Source organism: Aquimarina mytili, from assembly GCF_016735115.1.
In the GTDB taxonomy this organism is placed as follows: Bacteria; Bacteroidota; Bacteroidia; order Flavobacteriales; family Flavobacteriaceae; genus Aquimarina; species Aquimarina mytili.
This window is the reverse complement of record NZ_JAERQJ010000003.1, coordinates 803,064-829,474: the sequence shown is the minus strand read 5'-3', so window position 1 is coordinate 829,474 and position 26,411 is coordinate 803,064. Positions and strand designations below refer to the sequence as shown.

Here is a 26,411-nt window from a genome sequence, read left to right as displayed (position 1 = left end):
TTTAGTATATTTTTAATGTAAAATAGCGTATAATCCTTGTAATTTTGCAGGCACAAAAAACAAATATGCTTCAATTTTTTTCTAAATATAAATTTTTTGCGGTAGTGCTTTTTGTGCTTTCTGCAATCATTATTTCCATAATATATTCTATTCTTAAACCGAATAAAATTTTACCAGTGTACGAACCAGAGATGGTGAATAAAGAATTGGTAGATACTACAGTGCAATACATTCGTAAGTATCATAAGATTGCCGATTTTGAATTGATCAATCAAAATGGTGAAATAGTAACTCAAGAAAATTATAAGGATAAAATCTATGTAGCCGATTTTTTCTTTACTACGTGCCAAACGATCTGTCCGATTATGACTGATCATATGAAAGAAATTCAGGACCGGTTAAAAGATGATAATGATGTTTTATTGCTCTCCCATAGTGTAACACCCAAAATTGATAGTGTTGCCAGACTAAAAAAATACGCTTTAAACATAGGGGTCGATGATGCAAAATGGAATCTGGTCACAGGCGATAAAAAGCAAATCTATGACTTAGCCCGTAAATCGTATTTAGCCGCAAAATCTGATGGGGATGGTGGGCCATATGATATGGTGCATACAGAGAATTTTGTCTTGGTCGATACAAAGAAACGTATCCGCGGTTTTTATGATGGAACTAATCCTGATGATATTGATCGTTTACTGGAAGATATCAAGATTTTGAAGAAAAAAAATAACAAAGACTAAAACGTATATCGGCTACCTATTATTTTTATTTTAAAAGTTTAGCTTTTTGAATACGTTTTTTTATGCTATTTTTGCCTTGTTTAAAATCAATCTAAATAAAATTTGAAGACTACAATTGCTTCTCTAAAACAAGGTCAGCGAGCCTTGATTAAGGAAATTACATCAGATATTATCCCGCTTAAGTTATTAGAAATGGGTTGTTTACCTGGAAATGAAGTGCAATTGCTTCAAACAGCTCCTTTTCAGTGCCCGATTTATCTCAATATTAATGGTAGTCATCTAGCGATCCGTAAAGAAATTGCAGCTCAGATAGAAGTTCAAATTATTCAATAGCAGTTTTTTATGGCCAAGCAAATTAAAGTTTCACTAATAGGAAACCCAAATACCGGAAAAACCTCTGTTTTTAATTTGCTCACAGGGCTTAATCAACAAGTAGGAAATTATCCTGGTATTACTGTAGAAAAAAAAGAAGGTATATGTAGACTCTCTCGAGGGGTTAAAGCCCATATCCTTGATTTACCCGGTACTTACAGCCTTAATGCCTCTTCGTTAGACGAAAATGTTGTTATCGAATTGCTCCTCAACAAAAAGGATAAAGATTTTCCTGATGTTGCCGTGGTGGTGAGTGATGTAGAAAACTTGAAGAGAAATTTGCTACTTTTTACTCAAATAAAAGATTTAGAAATCCCTACAATTCTTGTGATCAATATGGCGGATCGAATGAATCGGAAAGGGATCTCGTTAGATATTTCAGCATTAGAAAAAGAACTTAATACCAAAATAGCTTTGGTAAGTGCTCGAAAGAAAGAAGGGATAGATGAACTTAAGAAACTGATAGAATCCTATACATTATTGCCTAAGTTGCCATGTGTAAACGCTTTATCTTTTGCACCAGATTATTTTGATAGACTACAAAAAGCATTTCCGAATCAATCCTTATATAAATTATGGTTGGTGATTACGCAAGATGTAAATTTTAGGAAATTTAACAAACAAGATATCACAATTGCACCAGATTTTAAGATTAAATCTGAAAGTGAGCTTAAGCGACTACAACAAAAAGAAACTATAAAAAGATATCAATTCATTAATAATGTACTTAAAAAGGGACTTATTGTTGATGAAAAAGCCGCAACTGGAATGCGGGCGAAATTAGATAGAGTACTTACACATAAATTTTGGGGGTACTTTATTTTCTTTGGAATCCTATTATTGATATTTCAGGCAATTTATGATTGGTCGTCTTATCCAATGGATTTAATCGATGAAGGATTTGCCTGGCTTAGCGAGGCTGCAAAAACCACACTTCCTGCAGGTCCTTTTGTGGACCTAATCACCGAAGGAATTATTCCTGGGCTAGGGGGGATCGTTATTTTTATTCCGCAAATAGCATTTCTATTTCTATTTATCTCTATACTTGAAGAAAGTGGATATATGAGTCGTGTTGTCTTTCTAATGGATAGAGTGATGAGACGATTTGGATTAAGTGGGAAAAGTGTAGTGCCTTTAGTATCTGGAACTGCTTGTGCAATCCCTGCAGTTATGGCTACCAGAAATATAGAAAACTGGAAAGAGAGACTAATCACTATACTTGTAGTACCGTTTACAACCTGTTCGGCAAGGTTACCGGTATACCTTATTATTATTGCATTAGTTATTCCCGACGAAAAAGTAGGATGGATATTTAGTTACCAAAGTCTTACTCTAATGTTTTTGTATTTTCTTGGTTTTGGAACTGCGGTTGGATCGGCATGGTTGCTTAACAAAATATTGAAGATCAAAAGCAAGTCATACTTTATTATCGAAATGCCTGGATATAAAGTTCCTTTGTTTAAAAACGTTGTTATAAATGTTATAGAAAAAACGAAAGCGTTTGTCCTTGGTGCGGGTAAGATTATTCTAGCAATTTCAATAATTTTATGGGTACTAGCAAGTTTTGGACCCAACGAAAAATTTAATAATGCTGAGCAGATAGTTACCAATACGTATACTGACCTTTCTCAAGAAGAATTGGATCAGAAAATAGCATCTCAGAAACTAGAATATTCATTCATTGGATATGCCGGAAAAGCAATTGAACCCATAGTGTCACCACTAGGATATGACTGGAAAATAGGAATCGGAATTATCAGCTCTTTTGCGGCAAGAGAGGTCTTTGTGGGAACCCTAGCTACAATTTATAGTGTGGGTAGTGATGAAGAAGAGACCATAAAAAATAGAATGGCAGCAGAGGTTAATCCAGTTACCGGTGCTCCTTTGTTTAATTTGGCAAGTGGTTTTTCATTGCTGTTATTTTATGCTTTTGCCATGCAATGCATGAGTACCTTGGCGATCGTGAAACGAGAAACAAATGGTTGGAAATGGCCTATGACGCAACTTGTATTTATGAGTGTTTTTGCCTATAGTGTTGCTCTTGTCGTTTATCAAATTTTAAAATAAAAAAAGAAAAAGTTTTTGTATCTTTTTACAACCTATTGTGAATCATGAATATACTTATACAAAATATACTCGTCCTTCTTGTATTTGCTTTTGCAATAGGGTTTTTAATTCGAAAATTTTTTCTAAAACCTTCTACAGCCGGATCTAAGAAAAAAAGACTGGACTCTTGTGGTAAATCAGATTGTGGGTGCCACTAGACTTATGTGTTTGACTTCTTAAGCCATTGTATTGGTTTGCTGCTAATCAAGTACACTCCTAAAAAAATTAACACACAACACAATAATTTTGTTAATGTAATATCTCCTTTGTACTGACTGTCTACAACGATATATGACATCAATGCAACAAGTATCATGGCAACAGCTGGTTGCACATAGATATAGCTGCTAGAAACTGTGGGTTTCACATATTGTAATGCAAACATATTTAATAAATACGCTAAAAACGTTGGGCCAACTACGACATAAAACAGAGAAACCCAGTTTATAGTAGCAAAAGAGGAAAAATCAGTATTAACCAATTTTTGGATACAAAAAGGAAACATAAAAATAAACCCAAACAGGAACGTCCACACGATTACGGTAATTGGTTTGTACTTCGACATTAAAGGTTTAATAATTACCAAGTAAAAAGCAAAAGCAAGAGCATTAATAAAGACAAAAATGTTTCCTTTTAGAGAACCCGTACCAAGCCCAGAATTACCTAGATAAATAAGTAGAGCTGCACCTGTACCACCTATAGAAATCCCTAATAACCTTTGTATTGTAAAGGGCTCTTTTAGTAAAAACCGACTTATAATTACCGTAAAAATGGGCATTGCAGTGATAATAATTGCGGCATCCACGGGAGAAGTAAGACTTAATCCATTCATCGAAAAAAACTGGTTGGTCGCCACACCGAGTAAGCCACATAAGGCTAGGCGTGCAAGATCTCTTCGTTCTACGCTTTCTTTAATAAAAAATTTTAGAATAAAGAACAAAAGTCCAGCCCCGCTAATACGAAGAAACACTAGGGCGGAGGCTTCAATTTTATGAGGCATCAGACCTTTAGCAATTAAATAATTTGCGCCATAAATTATGTTTACGCTCAATAAGGCTAAGTGAGCTTTTGTCTTGTTGGCGATCATAAAATAAAGGAAAAATTGCAGATCAAATGCATAGAGTGAAATTTGGTTTTATTGTATAAGCAATTCCAAACAATATTCTTCTGTAGGAATAGCTTTTTTTGAAGAGGGGTAGGGACTCACATTATATCCATAAATAGTTTTTTCTTTAGTTTTTGCAATCTCTTCAATCGCATCTGGGTTAATGGCCTGTGCTCCAAAAATGAACTCCTTTTCTTCTTTTAAGACTCCCTTTTCATAGAAACCAATAATCGCGGTTACTTGTCCAGCCCACATACAGGTCACATCTGAAGGGCATCGAGAATCTTCTTTTATTTTTATAAATTTTATGTGGTTTGAGTTTAATTCAATCGTGTTTCCAATGCTGAGTTTAGTCACTTTAGGAGTATCTGCTTTTAGTGTATCTTGAGCATTGATCAAAACCAAAGGAGCGATAAAAACCAATAAAAATAGTGTAGCCTTCATTTTTTTGTGTACTTGAAGCTAAAGATATGCAAAAAACACTTCTTAATACCTGTTATTATTTTCATAGTATTGAATTTTCATTCTATCTTTAAACCCAATACTATGCAGAAGTACGATTACATAATTACTGGGATGGGTGCCTCAGGGCTCATGCTTGCATATCAAATGGTTTTGGATTCATTTTTTGATCAAAAACAAATTTTGCTCATTGATAAAGAAGTCAAGAATCAGAATGACCGTACCTGGTGTTTTTGGGAAGAAGACAATGGAGCGTGGGATCATATCGTTACCAAAAAATGGAATCATATTTATTTTGGGAGTGATGATTTTTCCAAACAAATAAAAATTACTCCGTATCAATATAAAATGATTAAAGGGGAAGATTTTTATGAATTATTGCTACGTGTTTTAAAAGAAAAGACAAATATTACTATTGCTCATGAATCGGTTGTTTCTCTTAAAGATGAAGGAGATATCGCTCAAGTTAAAACGAGTCAAGGGGTTTATTTTGGAGACAAAGTGTTTAATAGTATTATATTTTCTTCAGCATATAAAGACCAAAGTAAGTTTCCGGTTCTAAATCAACATTTTGTAGGTTGGTTTGTAAAAACAAATCAAAACTTTTTTGATACTGATGTTGCAACGTTCATGGATTTTAAAGTAGCTCAAAAAGGAAACACAAGATTTATGTATGTATTGCCAATTTCTGCTACTGAAGCGCTATTTGAATATACATTGTTTTCTGAAGAAATGCTTGTTGAGCAGGAATATGAGGATGAGATTATTAAATATCTAAAAGCAAAAGGAATTACCGAGTATACTATTACCGAAAAAGAAAAAGGTTGTATCCCAATGACCTGCTATGAGTTCAGGAAAAATAGTTCTAAAAATGTACTATATATGGGTACGGCAGGAGGCTGGACCAAGCCCAGCACTGGATATACCTTTCAGATATCAAATCAAAAGGTAAAAAAGTTGGTTCAATACCTTAAAAAGAATCAGGATTTATCTCGATTTGAGAAAAGAACAAAGTTTTGGTATTATGATCTATTATTCTTAGATGTATTGTACAAAGACAATGGGTTGGGTTCTACTTTGTTTTCAAGATTATTTAAGAAAAATGATAGTACCAAGATTTTGAAATTCCTGGATGAAAAAACTACCGTTCTTGAAGATTTAAAAATTACCACAAGCTTACCAAAAAAACCATTTTTGAGTGCGCTTTGGAAGAGAATCTTTTAGAGATGGATTCTTTTTTAAGGATATGATGATTATTTTCCATCAACCATCAACCATCAACCATCAACCATCAACTAGTTAATCCCTCTTTCTTTTTTAATGTGGTCATAGGCTTTTTGAACCTCTCTAAATTTAGCCTCAGCTCCTTTTTTGTATACCTCATCCATGTGTTGTAGTTTATCTGGATGATATTTTTTGGCCATGGTTCTAAATGCTTTTTTAACTTCGGTATCCGTTGCTGTTTTTTCAATTTCGAGAATCTTATATGCATGGTCTCCGGTTTTGAAAAACATCGCCTTGATACTTTCAAAATCCTTGAAATTGATGCGTAAAAACCCTGCGATTCTACCAATCTCTTCTGCTTCTGCATTGCTCACACTTCCATCAGCATTGGCTATTCCAAACAAAAAGTGAAGAATTTGTAATCTAGAAGGATAACGCGTATGTTGATTAATATACATACAAATATGAGGGGCAGATACATGTCTGTTTTTAATAATTTCGTTAAAGGTTCTAAAAGTGGCGTTTGCACGTTCTTTTCCATAAGCGCTTACAAAATAGCGCCTTACATAGTCTAATTCTGTTTGGTTTACCCTTCCATCGGCTTTAATTACTATTGAGGAAAGCGAAAGTAAATTGAGTTCAAAATCGGCTGGGGTTACTTTTTCTTCTCCTTGTGAAAACACTTTTTTAAAGCCACCACTGGTTTTAATTGAAGTGGAGTCGAGAAGGCTTCCTAATAAAAAACCTAATATTGCTCCTGGAAATCTAAAAAACACATATCCTAGTATGGCAATAAACCATTTAATCATTCAAAACAATTTTTTGGGTTGTAAAGATAACCGAAAATATTTTTAGTTACTTTCGGATTACATTTCAATTAGACCACAAAATCATTGGTTTGTTACTATAAAATAATCATAAAGTTAGTTAAATGATGATTTTACGACTACTTGTCAGTTGCTGTGATATGGTACATAATTTGTACCTTTGCACAAAATTGTAATTACGAAAAATAAAGAAATATGTATCCAGCAGATTTAGTAAAACCAATGCGTGAAGATCTTACTAATATTGGTTTTGAAGAATTACATACAGCAGATGCTGTAGAATCGGCAATGTCAAAAGAAGGGACTACACTGGTTGTTGTAAATTCGGTATGTGGTTGTGCCGCAGCAAATGCACGCCCAGGAGCAAAAGCTTCATTAAATAATAGCAAAAAACCTGATAATTTAGTGACTGTTTTTGCAGGAGTTGATAGAGAGGCAACAGATAAGGCTCGAGGTTATATGGTTCCTTTCCCTCCATCATCGCCATCTATGGCCTTGTTTAAAAACGGAGAGTTAGTACACATGCTAGAGCGTCATCATATCGAAGGAAGACCGGCAGAAATGATTGCTGAAAACCTTATGGATGCTTATAATGAGCATTGCTAAAATCCAGCATTATTTATAAGAAAAATCATTATAAACCGTTCCAAATTTAGGAACGGTTTTTTTTGTTTTTTTAACATTGTAATTTAGTCTGTTAAACTGTTGGTCAACTAAAAATAATATCAGAACTTGCAATGTCTTTAGAGCTGCTTTAAAAAGATGTTTTAGACATTCACACAAAATTGAAATGAAATTGATTAAGAAGGTACTTTCGTATCCATTAAGCATATTGTTTTATATATTTTTTGGGCTTACATTGGTTATTTTTCACCCACCACAATGGATTGCATTTAAACTTGGTAGCCCCGCAGCTCATAGAAAAGTTGTAGATTATATGAATTTATGTCTTTTAGGATGCTTATTGATCCTGGGAGTAAGATTTAGCTATAGAAATAAACAAAATTTACCTAAAAACACGGCCAAAATTATTGTTTCGAATCATCAAAGTATGTTCGATATACCAATGATTATTTGGTTTATGCGAAGACATAAGACGAAGTTTATTTCTAAGATTGAATTAGGAAAAGGGATCCCGAGTATATCCTTCAATTTGAAACATGGAGGGAATGCATTAATTGATAGAAAAAACCCTAAACAATCAATTCCGGTATTATCGAAATTTGCAAAATTCATTTCAGAAAATAAGTTTGCAGCTGTAATTTTTCCAGAAGGAACCCGAAGCAGAGACGGAGCACCGAAAAAGTTTGCTTCAACAGGCTTAAAAATTTTATTTAAAAATGCTCCCGAAGCAGTAGTCGTACCAGTAACCATAAATAATAGTTGGAAACTAGTGCGTTTTGGAAATTTTCCTATGGGAATAGGGATTCATTTAACACTTGACGTGCACGAACCTTTATCGGTTTCAAAAGATACAGATTCGCTAATAGAAACAATAGAACAAAGAGTAACCCAAGCAGTAAGAACATAACATATACAGTATGGCTTTAGATAATATTAGATTAGAAGTAATGCAATTGTTAGAAAAGAAAGTCGATTCTTTTATCGATAAATTTTTGATTCCAATTGATAAAGTATGGCAGCCGACAGATTTTTTACCAAACTCACAAAATGAAGATACGTTTTTTGATGAAGTAAAAGAACTAAGAGAGTTAGCTAAAGAACTTCCATATGATTTTTGGGTAGTGTTGGTTGGCGATACTATCACCGAAGAAGCATTACCAACATATGAATCATGGTTGATGGATGTTGAAGGGATTAATCAGCATGAAGGAGAAAGAGGCAATGGATGGTCGAGATGGACACGTTATTGGACCAGCGAAGAAAATCGTCACGGAGATACTTTAAACAAATATTTGTATTTATCCGGAAGGGTGAATATGATCGAGGTAGAACGTACCACTCAGCACCTGATTAATGATGGATTTGATATTGGTACAGATCGAGACCCGTACAAGAACTTTGTATATACCAGTTTTCAAGAGTTGGCTACCTATGTATCCCATAATCGGGTGGCAAAAATGGCAAAAGAATATTCGAACAAATCGCTCGCCAAGATGTGTAAAATTATAGCTGGTGATGAGATGCGACATTTTAATGCATATAGCGAATTTGTAAAAAATATTTTTGAAGTAGACCCTAGTCAGATGATGATTGCATTTAGCGATATGATGAAGAAAAAAATCGTAATGCCCGCACATTTCTTAAGAGAGTCCGGAGATGCCATTGGTACTGCTTTTGAAGAGTTTTCTAATGCTGCTCAACGATTAGGAGTGTATACGTCGCAAGACTATATCGATATTATGCAACGTTTGATTGATAAGTGGGAGATAGATAAACTTGCAGACTTAACAGACGAAGCAGAAAAAGCTCGTGATTTTGTAATGAAATTACCGGCAAGAATGCAGCGTATTAGTGAAAGATTGGTTATTCCTGATGAAGTGTTTCAATTTAAATGGGTGGAGCCGGCATTGGCTAAATAGATATTTTTAAGATATGACAGAACAAGAAGTTATCTCTAGAACTATTGATTTTGTTAAAGAAAAATTATCAGGTGCTGAAGGAGGTCATGATTGGTTTCATACGCAAAGGGTATTTAATAATGCAAATCTTATCTCAAAACAAGAAAATGTTGATAGCTTTATAGTAGCTATTGGGGCATTGCTACATGATATTGCAGACTCCAAGTTTCATGGAGGAGATGAAACTGTAGGGCCAAAAGTAGCCAGAGCATTTCTTAACACCCTGGACGTAAAAGCAGAGGTAATTAACCATGTCGTTTTGATTATTGAGAATATTTCTTTTAAGGGAGGTAATCTTGAACAAAAATTCCGATCTCCAGAGTTAGATGTCATTCAGGATGCCGATCGATTAGATGCTATAGGTGCTATTGGTATTGCCAGATGTTTCAATTATGGAGGTTTCAAAAATAGGCTTCTTTATGATCCTAAGTTTCCTCCTAACCTTAATATGACCAAAGAAGAATACAAAAACTCTACAGCACCAACCATTAATCATTTCTATGAAAAGTTGTTGCTACTCAAGGATAGGATGAATACTGAAACTGGTAAAAAGTTAGCGCTACAACGACATGAGTATATGGAAGCGTTTTTAGAACAATTTTATAAAGAATGGGAAGGAAAGGTATAATCAAAACAACCTCAGCTGCCCATCTTTATATTGTTCATGTAGATCACAGTTTAACTCAAGCTTTTCTTGTTTTGGGAAATATTTCTTTCGTGCTAATGTAAAGAGCTGATGGATTTGATTGGCAGTATGACCAGATCCAGTCATTCTTCTTCCAAAATCACTATCATTAAGGTTTCCATTATGACATTCCATAATTTGATGAAGTATCTTGTCTTTTCGATCGGGAAGTGTTTTTTCAAGCCACTTTGTAAATATATCGCCTATGGCTCCGTTGAGACGTACCACTGTATACCCAACACTTCTTGCACCTCTTTTAGATATCTCTTTAGCAAGGGGTAATATCTCATGACTGTTAATTGAAGGGATTATTGGGGCCATCATTACACTGGTTGGAATTCCTGCAGAATTTAATTTCTCTAAAGTCTCCAGTCTCTTTTTTATACTTGCAGTTCTTGGTTCTAAAATTCGCCGAGTTTCTTCTTCTAAAGAAGTAATAGATAAGAAAACTACAGCCAAGTTATCTTTAGACAATTCGGATAAGATATCTATGTCTCTTTGAATGAGCGCATTTTTGGTAATAATCCCTACAGGATGTTTGTGTTTTAGGAATATTTCCAATAATTGCCGTGTGATTTTGAGTTTTTTCTCAATGGGTTGGTAGCAATCTGTATTTCCTGAAAGAGAAATTGGATAGGCTTTCCAATTTTTGTTTTTCAACTTCTTTTCTAATAATTCTGGAGCATTTTTTTTGACTAAAATTTTGCTTTCAAAATCAATACCAGCACCATACCCCCAATATTCATGGGTATTTCGAGCATAACAGTATACACATCCATGCTCACATCCCTGATACGGGTTTAAAGAATACATCATTCCAACATCGGGGCTTGTAACTTTGTTGACAATGGTTTTTGGAAAAGTTTCAATAAAAGTAGTTTGATGCCTGTCGATTTGCTCTCCTTCTTTTTGGCAATAATTTAAGAAATCATCTCTCACTTCATAACGATTTTCAGAGAATCTATTATGCACTTTTTCTTGGGCACCCCTGCCTTTTATGTGGTTTTTCGGTTTCATGAGTACGGTTTTTTTACGGTTTAAAAGTAAAACTTTTGTTGGAATATTTCCTATTAAAAATGGAATATTTCCAAATAAAGAAAGTAATTTTGTAGTAGAAGTTTTTTTGAAAAAGAAAGACGTCAGTTTTAGGTTAAAAAAGAAAATAAGTCAGTGATGAAAAATAACAGCTATGAGTATGATGTTGCGCTCTCTTTTGCGGGAGAGAACCGGGCATATGTAGAGGAAGTTGCAAATAGCCTGAAGAAAAGAGGAATCAAGGTATTCTATGATTTGTTTGAAGAAGCAAATCTATGGGGTAAAAATCTGTATGAATATTTGTCTGAGATTTATCAGGACAAAGCCAGGTATACAGTACTATTTATATCAGGTTTTTACAATCAAAAATTATGGACAAATCATGAGAGAGTTTCGATGCAAGCTCGAGCGTTTCAAGAAAGCCGGGAATACATTTTACCTGCAAGGTTTGATGATACAGAAATCCCAGGGATTCTTAAAACGATTGGCTATATCAATCTTCAGAAAAAAACGCCAGAAGAATTAGCCACTTTGATCGAAAAGAAGTTATCAAAAGATCAAACGTTTTTTAGAAGACGATGGTCGAAACTCTCTACGATGATTAGCGCCAAACCTTTTATTTTTTCAATAAAAATAGTGGATCAAAATAGAAAGCTTGTTAAAAATGCTAAGGCTGTACTTGTGGCAAACAATTCAACTTATCTCGAAGGAAGTTCAGATGAAAAAGGATTAGCACATTTTATTATTAGAACACGTAAGTTGTATACCTTACTTATTGCACATCCAAAGTATCCAGCGATAATGTTAAAGAATATAAACCCTAAAGAGGATATTGAGGTAGTAATCGAGAAAACTCAAGGGTTTGGATCGTTAATCATTAATAAATCTGGAGAGATCCCCGGTATACTTGGTAAAATAGAGCCTTTACGAAAACCTAATAAAGGATTTGCTCTGTATGCAGATAATATAGCGATTGAAGGAGGTAGTAATCAACCTTGTGATTTTGAGTTAAATAAATCTATAAGCTTAGAAGATAATGGCGGAAATAGTATACATTTAACATTTAGATTCTTCCAGGGAAGAATAGCATTAGTAGATTATTGTAAACACAAATTATCTTAGATTTATGAAAGAAGTATTTATCTTTTTGAGTTTTGCTTTGTTTTTGGGGTGTAAAGAACAACAAAAAAAACCAACAGAAACTACAGCTCATATAACTGTTGAAGAAGGTGTTAAAGAACCCTCCAATACATTTGGAATTGTAATTCATGGAGGTGCAGGAACAATTCTGAAAGAAAACATGACATCTGAAAAAGAAGCTGCTTACAAAACTAAACTAGAAGAAGCCATAAAAGTTGGGCATGCGATTCTTAAAAACGGAGGAACTAGTCTTGAAGCAGTAGAAAAAACAATTAATATTCTTGAAGACTCTCCATTGTTTAACGCTGGAAAAGGAGCTGTTTTCACATATGAAGAAACCAATGAATTAGACGCTTCCATTATGGACGGAAGCACTTTAAATGCAGGTGCAGTTGCTGGGGTTTCAGTAGTAAAAAATCCAATCAATTTGGCCAAAGAGGTAATGCTGAACTCTCCACATGTAATGCTTTCTGGTAGAGGAGCAGAGCAATTTGCAAAAGAAAGAAATGTAGAAGTTGTAGATCCAAAGTATTTTTATACCGAAGACCGAATGAAAGTTTTAAAAAGAATTAAAGACGTACCCAATCATGTGGATTCGAAAAGCGCTACTTCGTTTTATGATCCCATGATTAAAGATTCTAAATTTGGAACTGTAGGCTGTGTAGCACTCGATAAGAACGGAAATCTTGCCGCAGGAACCTCTACAGGTGGTATGACAGCCAAAAAATGGAATCGTATTGGTGATTCTCCGATTATTGGTGCAGGAACCTATGCTAATAATGCCACTTGTGCAGTCTCAAGTACGGGTTGGGGAGAGTATTTTATACGTGGGATGGTGGCGTATGATATTTCGGCAATGATGGAGTATAAAAAAATATCACTTCAAGAGGCATCAAAAGAAGTGATTCAAAAAAAACTCACAAAACTTGGAGGTACAGGAGGCATCGTAGCTATTGATAATAAAGGTAATATAGCGATGGAATTTAATACCGAAGGAATGTATCGAGCTACAATGAATGCAAAAGGAGAGCTCACAATAGGAATTTATAAAGAATAGCCAGAATTATGATTTTCTGCAGAAGCCCTCTATTTAGAGGGCTTTTTTATTTTAAAATACCTTACATTTATAAAGTCAACTAAATCCAGTCCTTTATGCGATTATCACAAATTCTATGGGCATTATGCTTTATTACCCTAATATTTTCTTGTAAGAAAAAGGATGCTAAAGCCCTTGCAGAAGCAAATGCTTCAGAACTAAATAAATACCAAGATTATATTTCTGATGTTTCTACAGGAGTAATTTCAGTGTTGGATAATGTTTATGTTGTTTTACAGACTCCGGTTGAAGGCTGGGATGATAATCAAGAGTTGTCCAAAAAAATTCTTACAGTATCTCCCCGAGTAAAAGGAAAAGTAATTGCAGTAAATAATCGTACCATTTCTTTTCAACCCGAAGAAGGGTTCGAGGAAGATACTCAGTATACATTTACACTTGATCTTGAGGATCTAGTAAAAGATTTAAAAGAAGATCTGGATGATGAGTTTATGTTTAGTGTACAAACACTAAAGCAGCAGTTTTCTATACTCACTCAAAACCTTCAGTCATATAATAAAAATTGGCAATATATCGATGGAACTTTGACCTCTAGTGATCAATTGCAATTTGACATTGCCAAGCAATTAATAACAGCTTCTCAAAAGGGAAAAGACATATCAGTTACGTTTAGTGAATCTATTGACAAAAGCAAACAGTTTAGTTTTAGAATAGATAGTATTCGGCGTTTTGAAGACGATTCGGAAGTCGAAATTAAATGGTCAGGTAAAAAATTTGATATCGATAGCGAAGGGTCAGCTATTTTATCTATTCCTGGAAAAAATAACTTCTCGGTCATTAGTATTGCTGTAGCAAATGTTGATAAGCAATATGTAGAGATTAATTTTTCTGACCCCCTTAAGAAAAACCAGAATTTTAATGGCTTGGTAACTGTTTCTAGTGCAAACAACTTAAAATATACGGTACAAGGAAATGTGTTAAAAGTATATCCTAAAACTGAACTCAAAGGAACCCTAGAGGTTACTGTTTTTGAAGGTATACGAAGCACTGATAATTATAAGCTCAAGAATTCTTATTCCGAAAAGATTTCATTTCAACAACCAAAACCAGAAGTGCGATTATTACAAAGTGGAGTCATTTTACCAACTTCGGATAATTTAAAGTTCAATTTTGAGGCCATAAACCTTCGTGCAGTTGAAGTACAGGTCATTAAAGTATTTCAGGATAATATACTTCAGTTTTTACAAAATAATAATCTGAATGGTTCAAGCAATTTAAGAACCGTAGCAAGACCCGTAGCTAAAAAGTTAATTAATCTGCAAGAAAATGCCTCATTAAACCTCAGTAAATGGAATGCTTTTGCTATTGATTTAAAAGAATTAATTACACCAGATGCAGGTGCTATTTATCGTGTAGAACTTAATTATAGAAAAGAATATTCGCTCTATAAATGCGAAGGTGAAAAAAACGATGACACAATTATAGATGAGCTTGCCGACAATTATGAAGAAGAAGAGGAATCTAGTTTTTGGGATACCTCTCAATACTATTATGATGATTATTATGGGTATAATTGGCAAGAACGGGATAATCCATGTAGCACGTCTTATTATAGAGAACGAAAAGTGGCAGCAAACGTGCTTGCATCTAATTTGGGAGTTGTAGTCAAAAAAGGATTGAATCATTCGTATATGATCACTGTTAATGATATCATCACTACAAGCCCCGTTTCGAATGCTAAAATCACTTTTTACAACTTTCAACAACAAGAAATAGGAATATCGACTACAGATGCCGAAGGAATGACCACCTTTGATGCTGATCGACCAGCATATTTTGCTATTGTGGCTTCTGGAAGACAACATACTTATGTACGACTTAATGATGGTAATTCACTATCAGTAAGTAAATTTGATGTTTCTGGAGTCCATCTTCAAAAGGGGATGAAAGGGTTTATTTATGGAGAACGCGGTGTATGGCGACCTGGAGATACTTTATTCTTGTCTTTTATGCTTAATGATAATGCTAATAAGCTTCCAAATGGACACCCGGTAAAGTTTGAATTAAGAGATCCATATGGTAAGGTTACGCATCAGGAAACAAAAACCAAAGGTGTAAACAACTTTTACAAGTTTGTGGTGAACACATCAGAAGAAGCTCCTACCGGAAATTGGAATGCCAATGTAATTGTTGGAGGAGCAAGCTTTACAAAGGCTCTCAAAATAGAAACCATAAAACCAAATCGATTAAAAATCAAAACCAGTTTTGATGATAAAATACTTAGTGCCAATAAGAGTATTAAAGGAAATTTAGAAGTACTTTGGTTGCATGGAGCAATAGCAAAAAATCTTCAAACTGATATTAATGTTAGGTTTACTCCTGGCAAAACAACCTTCAAAACCTTTCCGGGATATATTTTTGATGATCCTACTCGTCGTTTTGGTACCGAAGAACAAGAAATTTTTAAAGGAAAAATTTCAAGTGAAGGAAAAGCGAGTTTTAGTACAAAACCAAAACTTCAAAATAAAGCAGCAGGAATGCTCAAAGCTTCCTTTATTACCAAAGTATATGAGAATGGAGGTGATTTTAGTACCGATGTAATATCAAAAGAATATTCACCATATGACACCTATATCGGACTTAATGTGCCAAAAGGAGATAAAGCCAGAGGAATGCTGCTTACTGATACAAAGCATAATTTTGAAGTTGTTTCTGTAGACGAAAAAGGAAATCCAACGTCAGTTAAAGATTTAGAGGTTTATGTTTATAAAGTTGATTGGAGATGGTGGTGGGATACTTCAGAAGATAATTTATCATCCTACAATCGTGGATCATATCACGATGAGATATTTAAGACAAAGATCACAACCAATAGTAGTGGTAAGGCAAATTTCAAGTTTGAACTCAAATATCCCGAATGGGGAAGATATCTAGTTAGAGTAGTAGATCCTAATGGTGGGCATGCTACCGGAAAAACAATGTATATCGATTGGCCAGGTTGGGCAGGGAAATCCAGAAAAAATGACCCTTCGGCAGCAACAATGTTATTGTTTTCAACAGATAAAAAGACTTATGATGTTGGAGAACAGGCTATAGTTACGTTCCCGTCTAGTGAAGGTGGAAGAGCATTAGTGACCGTAGAAAATGGGACCGAAGTATTGTCTTCAAGATGGGTGATCCCGCAAAAAGGAGAAACCAAATTCGAGTTGCCAATTGAGGAACTCTATACACCTAACGTCTATATTCATATCACCTTACTACAGCCCCATGCTTCGACGGCTAATGATTTACCGATACGTTTATATGGTATAGTACCCATTTCTGTCGAAGATCCCAATACCAAGGTACAGCCAAAACTTACGATGCCAGATGTTCTAAGACCTGAAGAATCTATAACCGTAAAAGTTAGCGAAACCAAAGGGAAACCTATGACATATTCAATTGCTATTGTCGATGAAGGGTTGTTAGATTTAACACGTTTTAAGACCCCAAATCCCTGGGCCAGTTTCTATGCAAGGGAAGCACTGGGGGTTAAAACATGGGATGTATATGATGAGGTGATTGGTGCTTATGGTGGAAGAATTAATCAAGTATTTAGCATTGGTGGAGACGCCGAAGCGGGAGGCAGCAAATCTAAAAAAGCGAACCGTTTTAAACCCATGGTAGTGTATAAAGGCCCTTTTGAATTAAAACAAGGGGAAACACGATCACATCAAATCAAAATTCCAAAATATGTAGGTTCTGTTCGCACAATGATTGTAGCTTCAGATGCCGATAATGCTGCCTATGGAAGTACAGAAAAAACAACTCCAGTACGAAAACCACTCATGGTATTGACTTCGATTCCAAGAAAAATTACCCCTGGTGAAAAAGTAACTATACCAGTAACTGTTTTTGCCATGGAAAATAAGGTGAAAAATGTAGCAGTAACTCTGAAACCTAATAAAGGATTTAGAGTATTAGGAGAAACGCAGAAGAACCTCTTGTTTCCTCAACCCGATGAAAAAATGGCTTATTTCGATATTGAAGTTTTAGAAGGAGCTTCAATCACAGATATTGAAGTTGTCGCTAGTGGGGCAGGAGAAAAAGCTTCTTATAAAGTTCCGATTGATATTATCAATCCAAACCCAATGACAACAGAAGTAACTGCGATAGTTCTTGAGCCTAATGGCCAACAAGAAATTGACTTTAATGCTTTTGGGATCTCAGGCAGCAATAGTACAACAATAGAGATGTCATCACTACCACCCATGAATTTTGAAAGCAGGTTAAGTTATCTGATTCGATTTCCACATGGTTGTGTAGAACAGACTACTTCAGCTGCGTTTCCTCAATTATATCTAGGAGATATATTTAATTTATCTTCAGAAAAGAAGGCAAAAATTCAAAAGAATGTTGAAGCAGCTATTTATAAACTCAGACGTTACCTTCAACCAAATGGCGGATTATCGTATTGGCCAGGATATAGTAACCCTAATGATTGGGGAACTAGTTATGCTGGACATTTTTTACTTGAGGCCAATAAAAAAGGGTATGTATTACCTATTGGATTCAAAAGTAACTGGATTTCTTATCAGCAACAGCAGGCAAAAAGATGGCGCAGTGGTGGTAACGACTTAGCACAGGCTTATCGTTTATATACATTAGCTTTGGCTGAGAGTCCTGATATGGCATCGATGAATCGATTGCGCGAAATGTCTGATTTGTCAAATAATGCCAAATTTAGGTTAGCTGCTGCTTATAGCCTTATTGGTCAAAAAAATGCAGCCGAGAAATTATTGAATTCTGCTCCTATTCGTTTTCAGCATAAACAAAATTATCATTATACGTATGGTTCTACTAACCGTAATAGAGCAATGGCTTTAGAAACACTTGTTGCATTGGGGCAAAAGGCTAAAGCGCAACAAATAGCGGTAGATTTGGCCAAAGAATTGTCTTCTAAAAGTTGGATGAGTACTCAAACCACATCGTATGCGCTGATGTCAATGGCAAAATATGCTGCTTATGTAGGAGGAAAAGGAGTACATGTAAGTTACACCCTTAATGGAAAATCTCAGAGCGCTAATTCTAATAAAACGGTAACAACTTCTGGAGAATTAGCAATTCAAAAAGACAACAAACTTGTTATAAAAAATAATAAAGACAATACCATTTTTGTGCAATTGGTAACCAGCGGGATCCTTCCTGTCGGAAAAGAAAAGGTGATTCAGAGTAACTTTAAGGCAATTGTAGATTATAAAAATAGACAAGGTAATATTATTAACCCAACTCAGCTCACTCAAGGCACTGATTTTGTAGCAGAGGTTACTATTACAAATACAACCGACAATAAAGTAAGAGATATTGCTTTATCAGAGATTTTTCCATCAGGATGGGAAGTGGTAAATACACGATTTACTGATTTTGGATCATTCCGTTCTAATAATGTTACACATACGGATATTAGAGATGATCGAGTAAATTTCTATTTTGATTTAAAGGCAAAAGAAAGTAAAACCATGACCATTTTACTCAATGCTTCTTATTTGGGGAAATACTACTTACCAGGTATTCAATGTGAAGCTATGTATGATAATGATTATCTCGTGAGAACACAAGGAAAATGGGTTGAGGTAGTAAAATAATCTGTTGGTGCATGAAAAATAATTAGATATATGGGGTATGCCATAACAACACAGCAATGTCCTGAGGCATTAGAGTTGATGCGTTTATTTTCGCAAACCAGTTGGGCAAAAGACAGATCCATAAAAGACATTGAACTTCTATTAGAACATATAGGCCCTTTTGTTGTGATTAAAGATAATGGTCGACTTATCGGATTTGGACGAGCCTTAACAGATAGTGTATATAGAGCAATGCTCGATGATATTGTTGTGGATTCGAATTACAGAAAACAAGGAGTTGGTAAAATGATTGTTGAGGAACTCCTGAAACAATTGGTTGGGGTTGAACAGGTGTTTTTGAATACCAAACCAGATTTGGAATCCTTTTATGAAACATTTGGTTTCTTAAGATCCAAAGCGTTAACAATGAATTTATACGTTTGAAAAAGTGGTATTAGAACAAGCAATTTTATATATAAAACCTGGTCAGGAAACTGCTTTTGAAAATGCTTTTAAAGAAGCACAGCTAATCATTGCATCAATGAAAGGCTATATACGTCATGATGTGCTAAAATGTTTAGAACAAGAGCATACATATTTACTTCTTGTTGAATGGGAAACACTTGAAGACCATGAAATTGGTTTCAGAAAATCCAAAGAATACCAAAAATGGAAAAGTCTTTTACATCATTTCTATGATCCTTTTCCTATAGTTCACCATTATTCATCAATTTTGATTTGATTCCTTACTTATATCTAAGCAGAATAATCTAAAAATTCAATAAAAACTTTTGTAGATACCTCTTTGGAAGCCAAAAGATTTCTTAAATTTATAGGAGACACAATAACCAACTTAATTATGAAAACACTCTTCTTTAAAAGGGAGTTTTTTGCCTTTATCTATGAATGGCAAAAAAATATCCATTATAGTATGGCTACTCAAATATTCTATCCAACCAAAAAGGTATAGATCATGATAGCAGGTAAAGATATTCCAAGAGTAAGCGGCGGACTTCCTTTTTTAGGTCATGCACTTCCTTTTATGAAAGCACCAATTCCTTTTTTGAAGAAAGGTTATGAAGAGCATGGAAATATGTTTTCTATGAAGCTTCCTGGTCAAAATGTTGTTGTGATGCTTGGTCCTGAATATAATAGCTTTTTTTTTGGTGAAACAGATAAGCTGCTTTCGGTTCGAGGGGCATATCCATTTTTTCAAAGGATGTTTAACAAAGATTTTTTTGCAAATGCAAAATTTGAGGAGTATAAGATGCAGCGAGATATTATTTTACCTTGTTTTAGGGCAACGGTGATGCCCAATTATATTGACATCATGGTGCTCGAAACATTTACTTTTATTGATAAGTTAGGAGAAAATGGCACATTTGATCTTACTAAAGAGTTTGGTCATTTGGTAATGAATATTGCATCACATTCTTTTTTCGGAAAGGATTTTAAAGAAAAATTAGGAGATTCTGTTTTTGAAGATTTTAGGGACTTTGCAAAAGCAATCGATCCTGTTTTACCTGGATGGTTACCCATTCCCAAATTTAGAAAAAGTGAAAAAGCAAAACAAAAGCTAGCAAAAAATGTAATTTCTTTGATTCAGGATCGAAGAAAAAACCCAATGAATCCACCAGATTTCTTACAGACGTTATTAGAGTCAAAAAATAAAGATGGTAGTCCAGTTTCAGATATGCTTCTGAAAGATTTGATAGTGTTGTTGGTTTGGGCTGGGCATGAGACGACCAATGGTCATATCAGTTGGGTGCTAATACATTTGCTTCAAAACCGAGAGTATTTAGAATCGGTGATCAAAGAACAACAAGAAGTTTTTGAGGCTGCTCCAAAATTCACAATGAATGAAGCAAAAAAATTAAAACGAATCGAATGGGCTATCAAAGAAACTGAGCGAATGCATCCTGTGATTCTAGCCATTATTAGAAAAGCAAAGGATTCTTTTGAACATGATGGATATATTATACCAAAAGGGAGTATGGTTTATTTATCACCATCAGTATCACATAAATTACCAGATGTTTTTTCAAATCCCGAGCAATACGATCCTTTACGATTTTCTAAAGGAAAACAAATAAAGAATAGTCTTATTGGTTTTGGAGGAGGTATGCATAGATGTACTGGGATTAACTTTGCTTATCTCGAAATGAAAGTAGTTTTGACATTGCTATTGCAACACTATGATTTTGAATTGCTTAATCCAAAACCTAAACCCGTAAGAGGAATTCAGATGAAGTGGCCAGAAAGCCCTTGCATGATACGATATTCTAAGAAGAAAAATGCACCAGAGATTATCAAAGAAGAGTACCGAAATTCTGTTTTAGAAGGCAGCTGTCCTTATCACTGAGTATTACTTGGTCATTACATTTTTTTTTGTAATTATAGAATACTGCATTATTTAATATGGTGATTGTTTAGTTTTAAGTTTTTAAGAATAGCCTCTTTAAGATCAACTTTGTTTAAAGGTTTATTGACAAGATCATTCATACCGGCATCTAAGCATTCGTCTTCTACTTCGCTTAATTCTGATGCTGTTAAAGCGATTATAGGTGTAGATTGATCAAATTCTCTAATTTTTTTGGTTGCTGTTAGACCATCTAAAATTGGCATGTTAATATCCATTAAAACCAAATCAAAAGGTTGCTCTTTCAATAATTGAAGGGCTTCTGATCCATTTTCTGCAATACAACAACTACAGCCAATAGATTTTAATAAGTTTTTGGTGACCAACTGATTGATTTTATTGTCCTCAGCGATTAAAATTTTAAAGCCTAAAGATGTTGTAATTTCTGAATCGTTGGCATCACCGCTTACAGCATTCAATTGATCACAAATCCGTAAGTTTAAAACAAAATAAAATTTGGATCCGATATTTTTGTTACTCTCGAAATGGATTTTGCTATCCATGCGTTGTAGTAGATTTTTTACAATAGAAAGACCTAAACCTGTTCCTTGTTTATTGTCATAAACACTTCCAACCTGCGAAAACTCTTCGAAAATATATTCTTTTTGATCTTCTGGAATCCCAATTCCAGTATCCTCAACCTCAAATTGTATCCTTACCTTTTTGGTATCGATATACTTTAGTATAACTCTTAACCATATTTTACCTTTTTCGGTAAACTTTATAGCATTTCCAATCAAATTTATTAAAATTTCAGACACCCATAACGAATCTATATGGACTAAGTTAGGGATATTATTGTTATACTCTAATAGTAGTTCGTTTTGCTTTTCTTTTGATTGATACTCAAAAGAACGTAGTATATTTTTTGATAAAGAAAGTAGGCTGGTTGGAGTTTGAACCAATTCTGTTTTTTTAGAATCTATTTTACTAATTTTTAAAACTTTATTCACCAAATTAAGCAAATAGTCTGCAGAAAACTTCAATGAACTCAAGAGTTCTTTATCATTTTTAGAACCCTTATTGTTTTCTAACAAAAGAGAGGAAATTCCAATAACACCATATAAAGGTGTTCTAAGTTCATGGCTAATCGTTGATATAAATTGAGACTTGATTTTACTTAATTTTTCGGCTGCAGATTTAGCTTTGTTTAATTCAATATTTTTAAGCCTAAGAGTTTCACTAGATTTCTTTTTAGATTGATATCCTCGATAATAGAAGAACACAGTACCTATTAATAAAAGAAGACAGATTAAAGAAATATATATTATAACTTTATTGTTCTTATCGATATTAAGTAGTAATAATTTCTCTCTTTGTGCAGCTTCTAGTTCTCGCTCGTACTCATCAACTTTAAAACGTATTTTTGTGATTTCCTGATCCTTTACTCTTGCATTTTCGAATACTTTGCGCTCGTTTTTTTGTAGTTCTTTCAGATCTTTTAGTGCATTAGGATAATCCTTAATATCCTGATACATCTCGGCTCTATATTGATAAAAATAACTTTTTCCCTTTAGCCAATACTTTTCCTCTTCTTCTAAGAGTTTAAATGTTTTTTCAAAATTTTCTTTAGCGCTTTCAATATCGCCATGATGTGCATAATTTCTGGCTCTCATAAGATACAGGGAAGTTCTGCCTAATTGTATGCTATCCGGAATAAGTTTGTCAATACTGTCAGCTTCTTTAAGATAGGGGGCGGCTTCATCAAATTTTCCCAGATCCATATAGGTCCAAATAAGATTATTTAAAGGAATTTGATAATTATTAATGTGCACCTTATTTTTAGCTAATTCTACCCCTTTTTTATAGTAAATCAGTGCATTTTCATAGTCTCCATTGTCGTCATAGTATATATTGGCTAGACCCTGTAGAATATAAGGCAATAATTTTTTGGAGTCTGTTTTTTCAGAGTATTCTAATGCTTTTAACATGTGAGCTTTGGCATTTTCATAATCTATAATTTCATATTGAATAGTTCCCATTGCGAAATAGGCATGGGATAAATAATGATTATGATTAAGATTTTGAGCATAAGTAACAGCTTTAAACGCAAGTTCTAAAGCCTCATACATGTTATTTTCTGTTCTTAGTTTTTGAGAAGTTTTTAGTAATACATCCAGGCTATCTACTTTTGTATAACCAAGATCATTTTGCGAATAAATGAAGGAGGATATAATAAAAACCGATATGAAAACAATGTTTTTTCTCAATACAAAACAATTTAAGATAAAAATGAATAAAATAAATTACATTTTTTAGTCATGAAAATAGTTATAATTCTATTGCATTTTTATACTTTGAAAACCCCAATGTTTGGATAGATTTGAGAGAAAAATCCTAACTAATTGTTTTTAAGAGTGATATAATTTAATAAAATTATGGGATTTATTAGTTATAATACTCATGAAAAACTTTGTATGAGAAGTTAAAAGAGGAAGTTTTTTCTTACTTTTTTATGGTGTTATTTTCCTTTTAAGTGGCTATTTTACGCTATTCATTAACAATTTAAGATTTAAAATACTTGTCAAAATTAATTTTGCTTAAACAAATTAAAACTTATGTGCGGTTACATCCAAAAAGGTTGGTTGTTTTAGGAATTCTATTGATTTGGTACTTATTTTCATTACCAAAACCACTTTTTAACGACCCAACTGCGACCGTAATTGAAACCAAGGAAGGAGAATTACTTGGAGCAAAAATAGCAAAGGATGGTCAATGGCGATTTCCAGAGACCAATAGTGTCCCTGAAAAATTCAAGACATGTATTATAGCTTTTGAAGATCAACAATTTTACAGACACCCAGGATTTAATCCTATCGCAATGGTTGAAGCTATTAGAGAGAATATCAAAGCAGGTATGGTGGTTCGAGGTGGAAGCACAATTACACAACAAGTAATCCGATTATCACGGAAAGGAAAAAAGAGGACCTATTTCGAAAAAATAAAAGAATTAATTCTGGCTACTCGTTTAGAACTGGGAACATCAAAAGAAGATATTTTAAAATTATATGCTTCTCACGCCCCGTTTGGAGGAAACGTTGTCGGGATCGACATGGCAGCGTGGAGGTATTTTGGATTACAACCAGATCAACTCTCTTGGGCAGAAAGTGCAACGCTTGCTGTTTTGCCTAATGCTCCGTCACTAATCTATCCCGGAAAGAATCAAACTAAACTACTAGAAAAAAGAAACAGGTTGTTGACTACTCTTTTAAAACAGAAAAAAATTGATTCGTTGACTTATGATTTAGCGGTACATGAAGGCTTACCTCAGAAACCTTATTTTTTACCTCAAACGGCACCACACTTGTTAGATCAATTGGCTAAAAAATATAATGGCCAACGCATAGAAACAACTATCGATATTCGTCTACAAAAACAAGTTAATGAAGTTGTAAGACAACATCATGAAATAGTAAAGCAAAATGAAGTACATAACATGGCCGTTTTAGTTTTGGATGTTGATACTAGAGAAGTGATTAGTTATGTTGGAAATGCACCCACTGATAAAAATCACCAGAAAGATGTAGATATCATTCGGGCATCTCGAAGTACGGGAAGTACACTTAAACCATTACTGTATGCTGCAATGATAGATAAAGGCGAGCTGTTACCAGAGCAACTCGTTTCTGATATTCCTACGATCATTGCGGGCTATAACCCAAAGAATTTTGACGAAAGTTATAGTGGAGCTGTACCCGCAAACAGAGCCTTAGCTAGGTCTCTAAATGTCCCAGCAGTACGATTATTGCAGCAATATGGTTTACAGCGATTTAGGGATGAACTTAATGCATTTCAAATTAAAGGATTAAAATACAGTGCTGATCATTACGGTTTATCGCTAATAGTTGGCGGGGCAGAAGGTAGTCTGTGGGATCTTTGCAAAACTTATACTGGATTAGCCAGTACACTAAATCATTATCAAAATACATCTAGTGAGTATTTTACTAAAGAAATTGTTGAGCCTGTTGTATTGGCAAAAAATAAAGTGGATTTCGGGAAAAAAGTTTCAGAAAAACAAAACTACGGGGCCGGAAGCATTTGGTTAACTTTTGAGGCAATGAAAAAAGTGAATCGACCAGAAGGCGATGAGGCATGGCAGTTTTATGATTCCTCTAGAGAGATTGCTTGGAAAACAGGAACCAGTTTTGGAAATCGAGATGCCTGGGCAATTGGAGTGAGTCAAAAGTTTGTAGTAGGAGTCTGGATAGGTAATGCTGATGGCGAAGGACGACCAGAACTTACCGGTCTAAATGCAGCTGCACCCGTATTATTTGATGTGTTTAATCTGTTACCTAAGACTCAATGGTTTGCTGCACCCTATGATGATTTGATCGAGATAGATGTGTGCTCAATCAGTGGGTTTTTGGCAGGTAGCAATTGCCCTAATAAGAAAACCTATACCTCTCCTTTGGGGGCCAAAACTAAGTCATGTCCATTTCATGAATTAGTACATTTGGACATAAAACAACAATATCGTGTAAATTCTTCTTGTGAATCTGTCGCTAACATAATTCACAAACCATGGTTTGTCTTGCCACCACTACAAGAGTATTTTTTTAAAACTAATAATGCCAGTTATAAGTCTTTACCTCCCTACAGGTCAAATTGCGTAAGAGAAACACAAGAAAAGATGGATTTTATATTTCCTAAAGCTAATAGCAGTGTATACTTACCTAAGGGGTTTGATGGAAAAACCAATGAACTAATTCTTAAAATAGCGCACACCAACCCCGAAACACAGGTGTTTTGGTATATTGATGATAAATTTATTGGAACGACTAAACAGTTTCATGAAATGCCAGTACTGCCAAAACCAGGGCAGCATATTATTACAGTTCTGGATGAAAAAGGAAACGAATTGAAACAAAGGATTGAGGTTAAGAATTAAGGTCGGACATACTCCTTTTTTGATCTTAACGTATTCAGCAAAAGACCATAGTAAAAGAACAAAATTCAATTTCTATTGATTTGCATAATGAATCTTTAACAAATAGTCATATGTGACTAAAAAGGTGGTCATAAATATAAAATTATTTCGTATATTTGAAAAAAAA

Annotated in this window: 21 protein-coding genes; 16 read left to right on the top strand and 5 right to left on the bottom strand. The window is 34.3% G+C overall.

All coding sequences use genetic code 11. From position 1 onward, the window contains the following. The first annotated feature begins 65 nt into the window (after positions 1 to 65). The 4 genes from JJQ60_RS10935 (at position 66) to JJQ60_RS10920 (ending at position 3,379) form a co-directional block, all read left to right on the top strand. Complete coding sequence (locus tag JJQ60_RS10935; RefSeq protein ID WP_201919579.1) at positions 66 to 743, top strand: SCO family protein; 678 nt, start codon at positions 66 to 68, stop codon at positions 741 to 743. Positions 744 to 845: 102 nt separating this feature from the next. Further along, positions 846 to 1,076, top strand: coding sequence for a FeoA family protein (locus tag JJQ60_RS10930; protein ID WP_201919577.1), 231 nt, complete (start codon positions 846 to 848; stop codon positions 1,074 to 1,076). Positions 1,077 to 1,085: 9 nt separating this feature from the next. Next, entirely contained in the window at positions 1,086 to 3,182 is a 2,097-nt protein-coding gene (gene feoB / locus JJQ60_RS10925; protein WP_201919575.1) for a ferrous iron transport protein B, read from the top strand. 44 nt (positions 3,183 to 3,226) lie between these two features. After that, complete coding sequence (locus JJQ60_RS10920) at positions 3,227 to 3,379, top strand: FeoB-associated Cys-rich membrane protein (protein WP_201919573.1); 153 nt, start codon at positions 3,227 to 3,229, stop codon at positions 3,377 to 3,379. 2 nt (positions 3,380 to 3,381) lie between these two features. On the opposite strand, the gene JJQ60_RS10915 is transcribed toward JJQ60_RS10920, so the two are convergent. Together JJQ60_RS10915 and JJQ60_RS10910 are read right to left on the bottom strand one after the other, a co-directional pair. Then, positions 3,382 to 4,308, bottom strand: a complete 927-nt coding sequence (locus JJQ60_RS10915) for a DMT family transporter (RefSeq protein ID WP_201919571.1) — start codon at positions 4,306 to 4,308, stop codon at positions 3,382 to 3,384. Positions 4,309 to 4,356: 48 nt separating this feature from the next. Further along, positions 4,357 to 4,770 carry a hypothetical protein gene (locus tag JJQ60_RS10910; protein ID WP_201919569.1) on the bottom strand — a complete coding sequence of 138 codons (414 nt, stop codon included), beginning with the start codon at positions 4,768 to 4,770 and terminating at the stop codon, positions 4,357 to 4,359. A 102-nt stretch (positions 4,771 to 4,872) separates the two neighbouring features. Here JJQ60_RS10910 and JJQ60_RS10905 point away from each other — a divergent pair, with 102 nt between their 5' ends. Next, positions 4,873 to 6,012: a lycopene cyclase family protein gene (locus JJQ60_RS10905; protein WP_201919567.1), complete on the top strand. Its 1,140-nt coding sequence runs from the start codon at positions 4,873 to 4,875 to the stop codon at positions 6,010 to 6,012. 71 nt (positions 6,013 to 6,083) lie between these two features. On the opposite strand, the gene JJQ60_RS10900 is transcribed toward JJQ60_RS10905, so the two are convergent. After that, positions 6,084 to 6,821, bottom strand: a complete 738-nt coding sequence (locus JJQ60_RS10900; RefSeq protein ID WP_201919565.1) for a TerB family tellurite resistance protein — start codon at positions 6,819 to 6,821, stop codon at positions 6,084 to 6,086. A gap of 213 nt (positions 6,822 to 7,034) precedes the next feature. On the opposite strand from JJQ60_RS10900, the gene JJQ60_RS10895 reads away from it, so the two are divergent. From JJQ60_RS10895 to JJQ60_RS10880, 4 genes are all read left to right on the top strand, one after another. Next, positions 7,035 to 7,445: a BrxA/BrxB family bacilliredoxin gene (locus tag JJQ60_RS10895; RefSeq protein WP_201919563.1), complete on the top strand. Its 411-nt coding sequence runs from the start codon at positions 7,035 to 7,037 to the stop codon at positions 7,443 to 7,445. A gap of 184 nt (positions 7,446 to 7,629) precedes the next feature. Next, the gene (locus tag JJQ60_RS10890) at positions 7,630 to 8,370 is read left to right on the top strand and encodes a lysophospholipid acyltransferase family protein (RefSeq protein ID WP_236669087.1); all 741 of its coding nucleotides are present in this window, start codon (positions 7,630 to 7,632) and stop codon (positions 8,368 to 8,370) included. Between the two features lie 10 nt (positions 8,371 to 8,380). Further along, complete coding sequence (locus JJQ60_RS10885; protein ID WP_201919561.1) at positions 8,381 to 9,382, top strand: acyl-ACP desaturase; 1,002 nt, start codon at positions 8,381 to 8,383, stop codon at positions 9,380 to 9,382. Positions 9,383 to 9,395: 13 nt separating this feature from the next. Further along, a complete protein-coding gene (locus JJQ60_RS10880; protein ID WP_201919559.1) occupies positions 9,396 to 10,049 on the top strand; it encodes an HD domain-containing protein in 654 nt (217 codons plus the stop codon). Here JJQ60_RS10880 and JJQ60_RS10875 read toward each other — a convergent pair whose 3' ends face one another. Next, the gene (locus tag JJQ60_RS10875) at positions 10,050 to 11,123 is read right to left on the bottom strand and encodes a PA0069 family radical SAM protein (RefSeq protein WP_201919557.1); all 1,074 of its coding nucleotides are present in this window, start codon (positions 11,121 to 11,123) and stop codon (positions 10,050 to 10,052) included. It abuts the gene before it with no gap. 156 nt (positions 11,124 to 11,279) lie between these two features. On the opposite strand from JJQ60_RS10875, the gene JJQ60_RS10870 reads away from it, so the two are divergent. From JJQ60_RS10870 to JJQ60_RS10845, 6 genes are all read left to right on the top strand, one after another. Then, complete coding sequence (locus JJQ60_RS10870) at positions 11,280 to 12,263, top strand: toll/interleukin-1 receptor domain-containing protein (protein ID WP_201919555.1); 984 nt, start codon at positions 11,280 to 11,282, stop codon at positions 12,261 to 12,263. Positions 12,264 to 12,267: 4 nt separating this feature from the next. Further along, positions 12,268 to 13,338 carry an isoaspartyl peptidase/L-asparaginase family protein gene (locus JJQ60_RS10865; protein WP_201919553.1) on the top strand — a complete coding sequence of 357 codons (1,071 nt, stop codon included), beginning with the start codon at positions 12,268 to 12,270 and terminating at the stop codon, positions 13,336 to 13,338. Between the two features lie 95 nt (positions 13,339 to 13,433). Beyond that, on the top strand, positions 13,434 to 18,959 hold the full coding sequence (locus JJQ60_RS10860; protein ID WP_201919551.1) for an alpha-2-macroglobulin family protein: 5,526 nt from the start codon (positions 13,434 to 13,436) through the stop codon (positions 18,957 to 18,959). 30 nt (positions 18,960 to 18,989) lie between these two features. Next, positions 18,990 to 19,382 carry a GNAT family N-acetyltransferase gene (locus tag JJQ60_RS10855; RefSeq protein WP_201919549.1) on the top strand — a complete coding sequence of 131 codons (393 nt, stop codon included), beginning with the start codon at positions 18,990 to 18,992 and terminating at the stop codon, positions 19,380 to 19,382. Positions 19,383 to 19,386: 4 nt separating this feature from the next. Then, complete coding sequence (locus JJQ60_RS10850; protein ID WP_201919548.1) at positions 19,387 to 19,680, top strand: antibiotic biosynthesis monooxygenase family protein; 294 nt, start codon at positions 19,387 to 19,389, stop codon at positions 19,678 to 19,680. A gap of 231 nt (positions 19,681 to 19,911) precedes the next feature. Continuing rightward, entirely contained in the window at positions 19,912 to 21,300 is a 1,389-nt protein-coding gene (locus JJQ60_RS10845; RefSeq protein WP_201919546.1) for a cytochrome P450, read from the top strand. Positions 21,301 to 21,347: 47 nt separating this feature from the next. Here JJQ60_RS10845 and JJQ60_RS10840 read toward each other — a convergent pair whose 3' ends face one another. Continuing rightward, on the bottom strand, positions 21,348 to 23,567 hold the full coding sequence (locus JJQ60_RS10840; protein WP_201919544.1) for a response regulator: 2,220 nt from the start codon (positions 23,565 to 23,567) through the stop codon (positions 21,348 to 21,350). Positions 23,568 to 23,878: 311 nt separating this feature from the next. Between JJQ60_RS10840 and pbpC the strand changes: the two genes are divergently transcribed. After that, the gene (gene pbpC, locus JJQ60_RS10835; RefSeq protein WP_236669086.1) at positions 23,879 to 26,245 is read left to right on the top strand and encodes a penicillin-binding protein 1C; all 2,367 of its coding nucleotides are present in this window, start codon (positions 23,879 to 23,881) and stop codon (positions 26,243 to 26,245) included. Positions 26,246 to 26,411 lie beyond the last annotated feature (166 nt).

What these genes read in the sequence shown, in the direction of transcription:
- JJQ60_RS10875 (WP_201919557.1), bottom strand. Translation starts at nt 11,123, where the DNA reads ATGAAACCGAAAAACCACATAAAAGGCAGGGGTGCCCAAGAAAAAGTG.
- JJQ60_RS10895 (WP_201919563.1), top strand. Translation starts at nt 7,035, where the DNA reads ATGTATCCAGCAGATTTAGTAAAACCAATGCGTGAAGATCTTACTAAT.
- JJQ60_RS10910 (WP_201919569.1), bottom strand. Translation starts at nt 4,770, where the DNA reads ATGAAGGCTACACTATTTTTATTGGTTTTTATCGCTCCTTTGGTTTTG.
- JJQ60_RS10845 (WP_201919546.1), top strand. Translation starts at nt 19,912, where the DNA reads ATGATAGCAGGTAAAGATATTCCAAGAGTAAGCGGCGGACTTCCTTTT.
- JJQ60_RS10885 (WP_201919561.1), top strand. Translation starts at nt 8,381, where the DNA reads ATGGCTTTAGATAATATTAGATTAGAAGTAATGCAATTGTTAGAAAAG.
- JJQ60_RS10860 (WP_201919551.1), top strand. Translation starts at nt 13,434, where the DNA reads ATGCGATTATCACAAATTCTATGGGCATTATGCTTTATTACCCTAATA.
- feoB (WP_201919575.1), top strand. Translation starts at nt 1,086, where the DNA reads ATGGCCAAGCAAATTAAAGTTTCACTAATAGGAAACCCAAATACCGGA.
- JJQ60_RS10920 (WP_201919573.1), top strand. Translation starts at nt 3,227, where the DNA reads ATGAATATACTTATACAAAATATACTCGTCCTTCTTGTATTTGCTTTT.
- JJQ60_RS10880 (WP_201919559.1), top strand. Translation starts at nt 9,396, where the DNA reads ATGACAGAACAAGAAGTTATCTCTAGAACTATTGATTTTGTTAAAGAA.
- JJQ60_RS10915 (WP_201919571.1), bottom strand. Translation starts at nt 4,308, where the DNA reads ATGATCGCCAACAAGACAAAAGCTCACTTAGCCTTATTGAGCGTAAAC.
- JJQ60_RS10905 (WP_201919567.1), top strand. Translation starts at nt 4,873, where the DNA reads ATGCAGAAGTACGATTACATAATTACTGGGATGGGTGCCTCAGGGCTC.
- JJQ60_RS10900 (WP_201919565.1), bottom strand. Translation starts at nt 6,821, where the DNA reads ATGATTAAATGGTTTATTGCCATACTAGGATATGTGTTTTTTAGATTT.
- JJQ60_RS10865 (WP_201919553.1), top strand. Translation starts at nt 12,268, where the DNA reads ATGAAAGAAGTATTTATCTTTTTGAGTTTTGCTTTGTTTTTGGGGTGT.
- JJQ60_RS10855 (WP_201919549.1), top strand. Translation starts at nt 18,990, where the DNA reads ATGGGGTATGCCATAACAACACAGCAATGTCCTGAGGCATTAGAGTTG.
- JJQ60_RS10935 (WP_201919579.1), top strand. Translation starts at nt 66, where the DNA reads ATGCTTCAATTTTTTTCTAAATATAAATTTTTTGCGGTAGTGCTTTTT.
- JJQ60_RS10870 (WP_201919555.1), top strand. Translation starts at nt 11,280, where the DNA reads ATGAAAAATAACAGCTATGAGTATGATGTTGCGCTCTCTTTTGCGGGA.
- JJQ60_RS10890 (WP_236669087.1), top strand. Translation starts at nt 7,630, where the DNA reads ATGAAATTGATTAAGAAGGTACTTTCGTATCCATTAAGCATATTGTTT.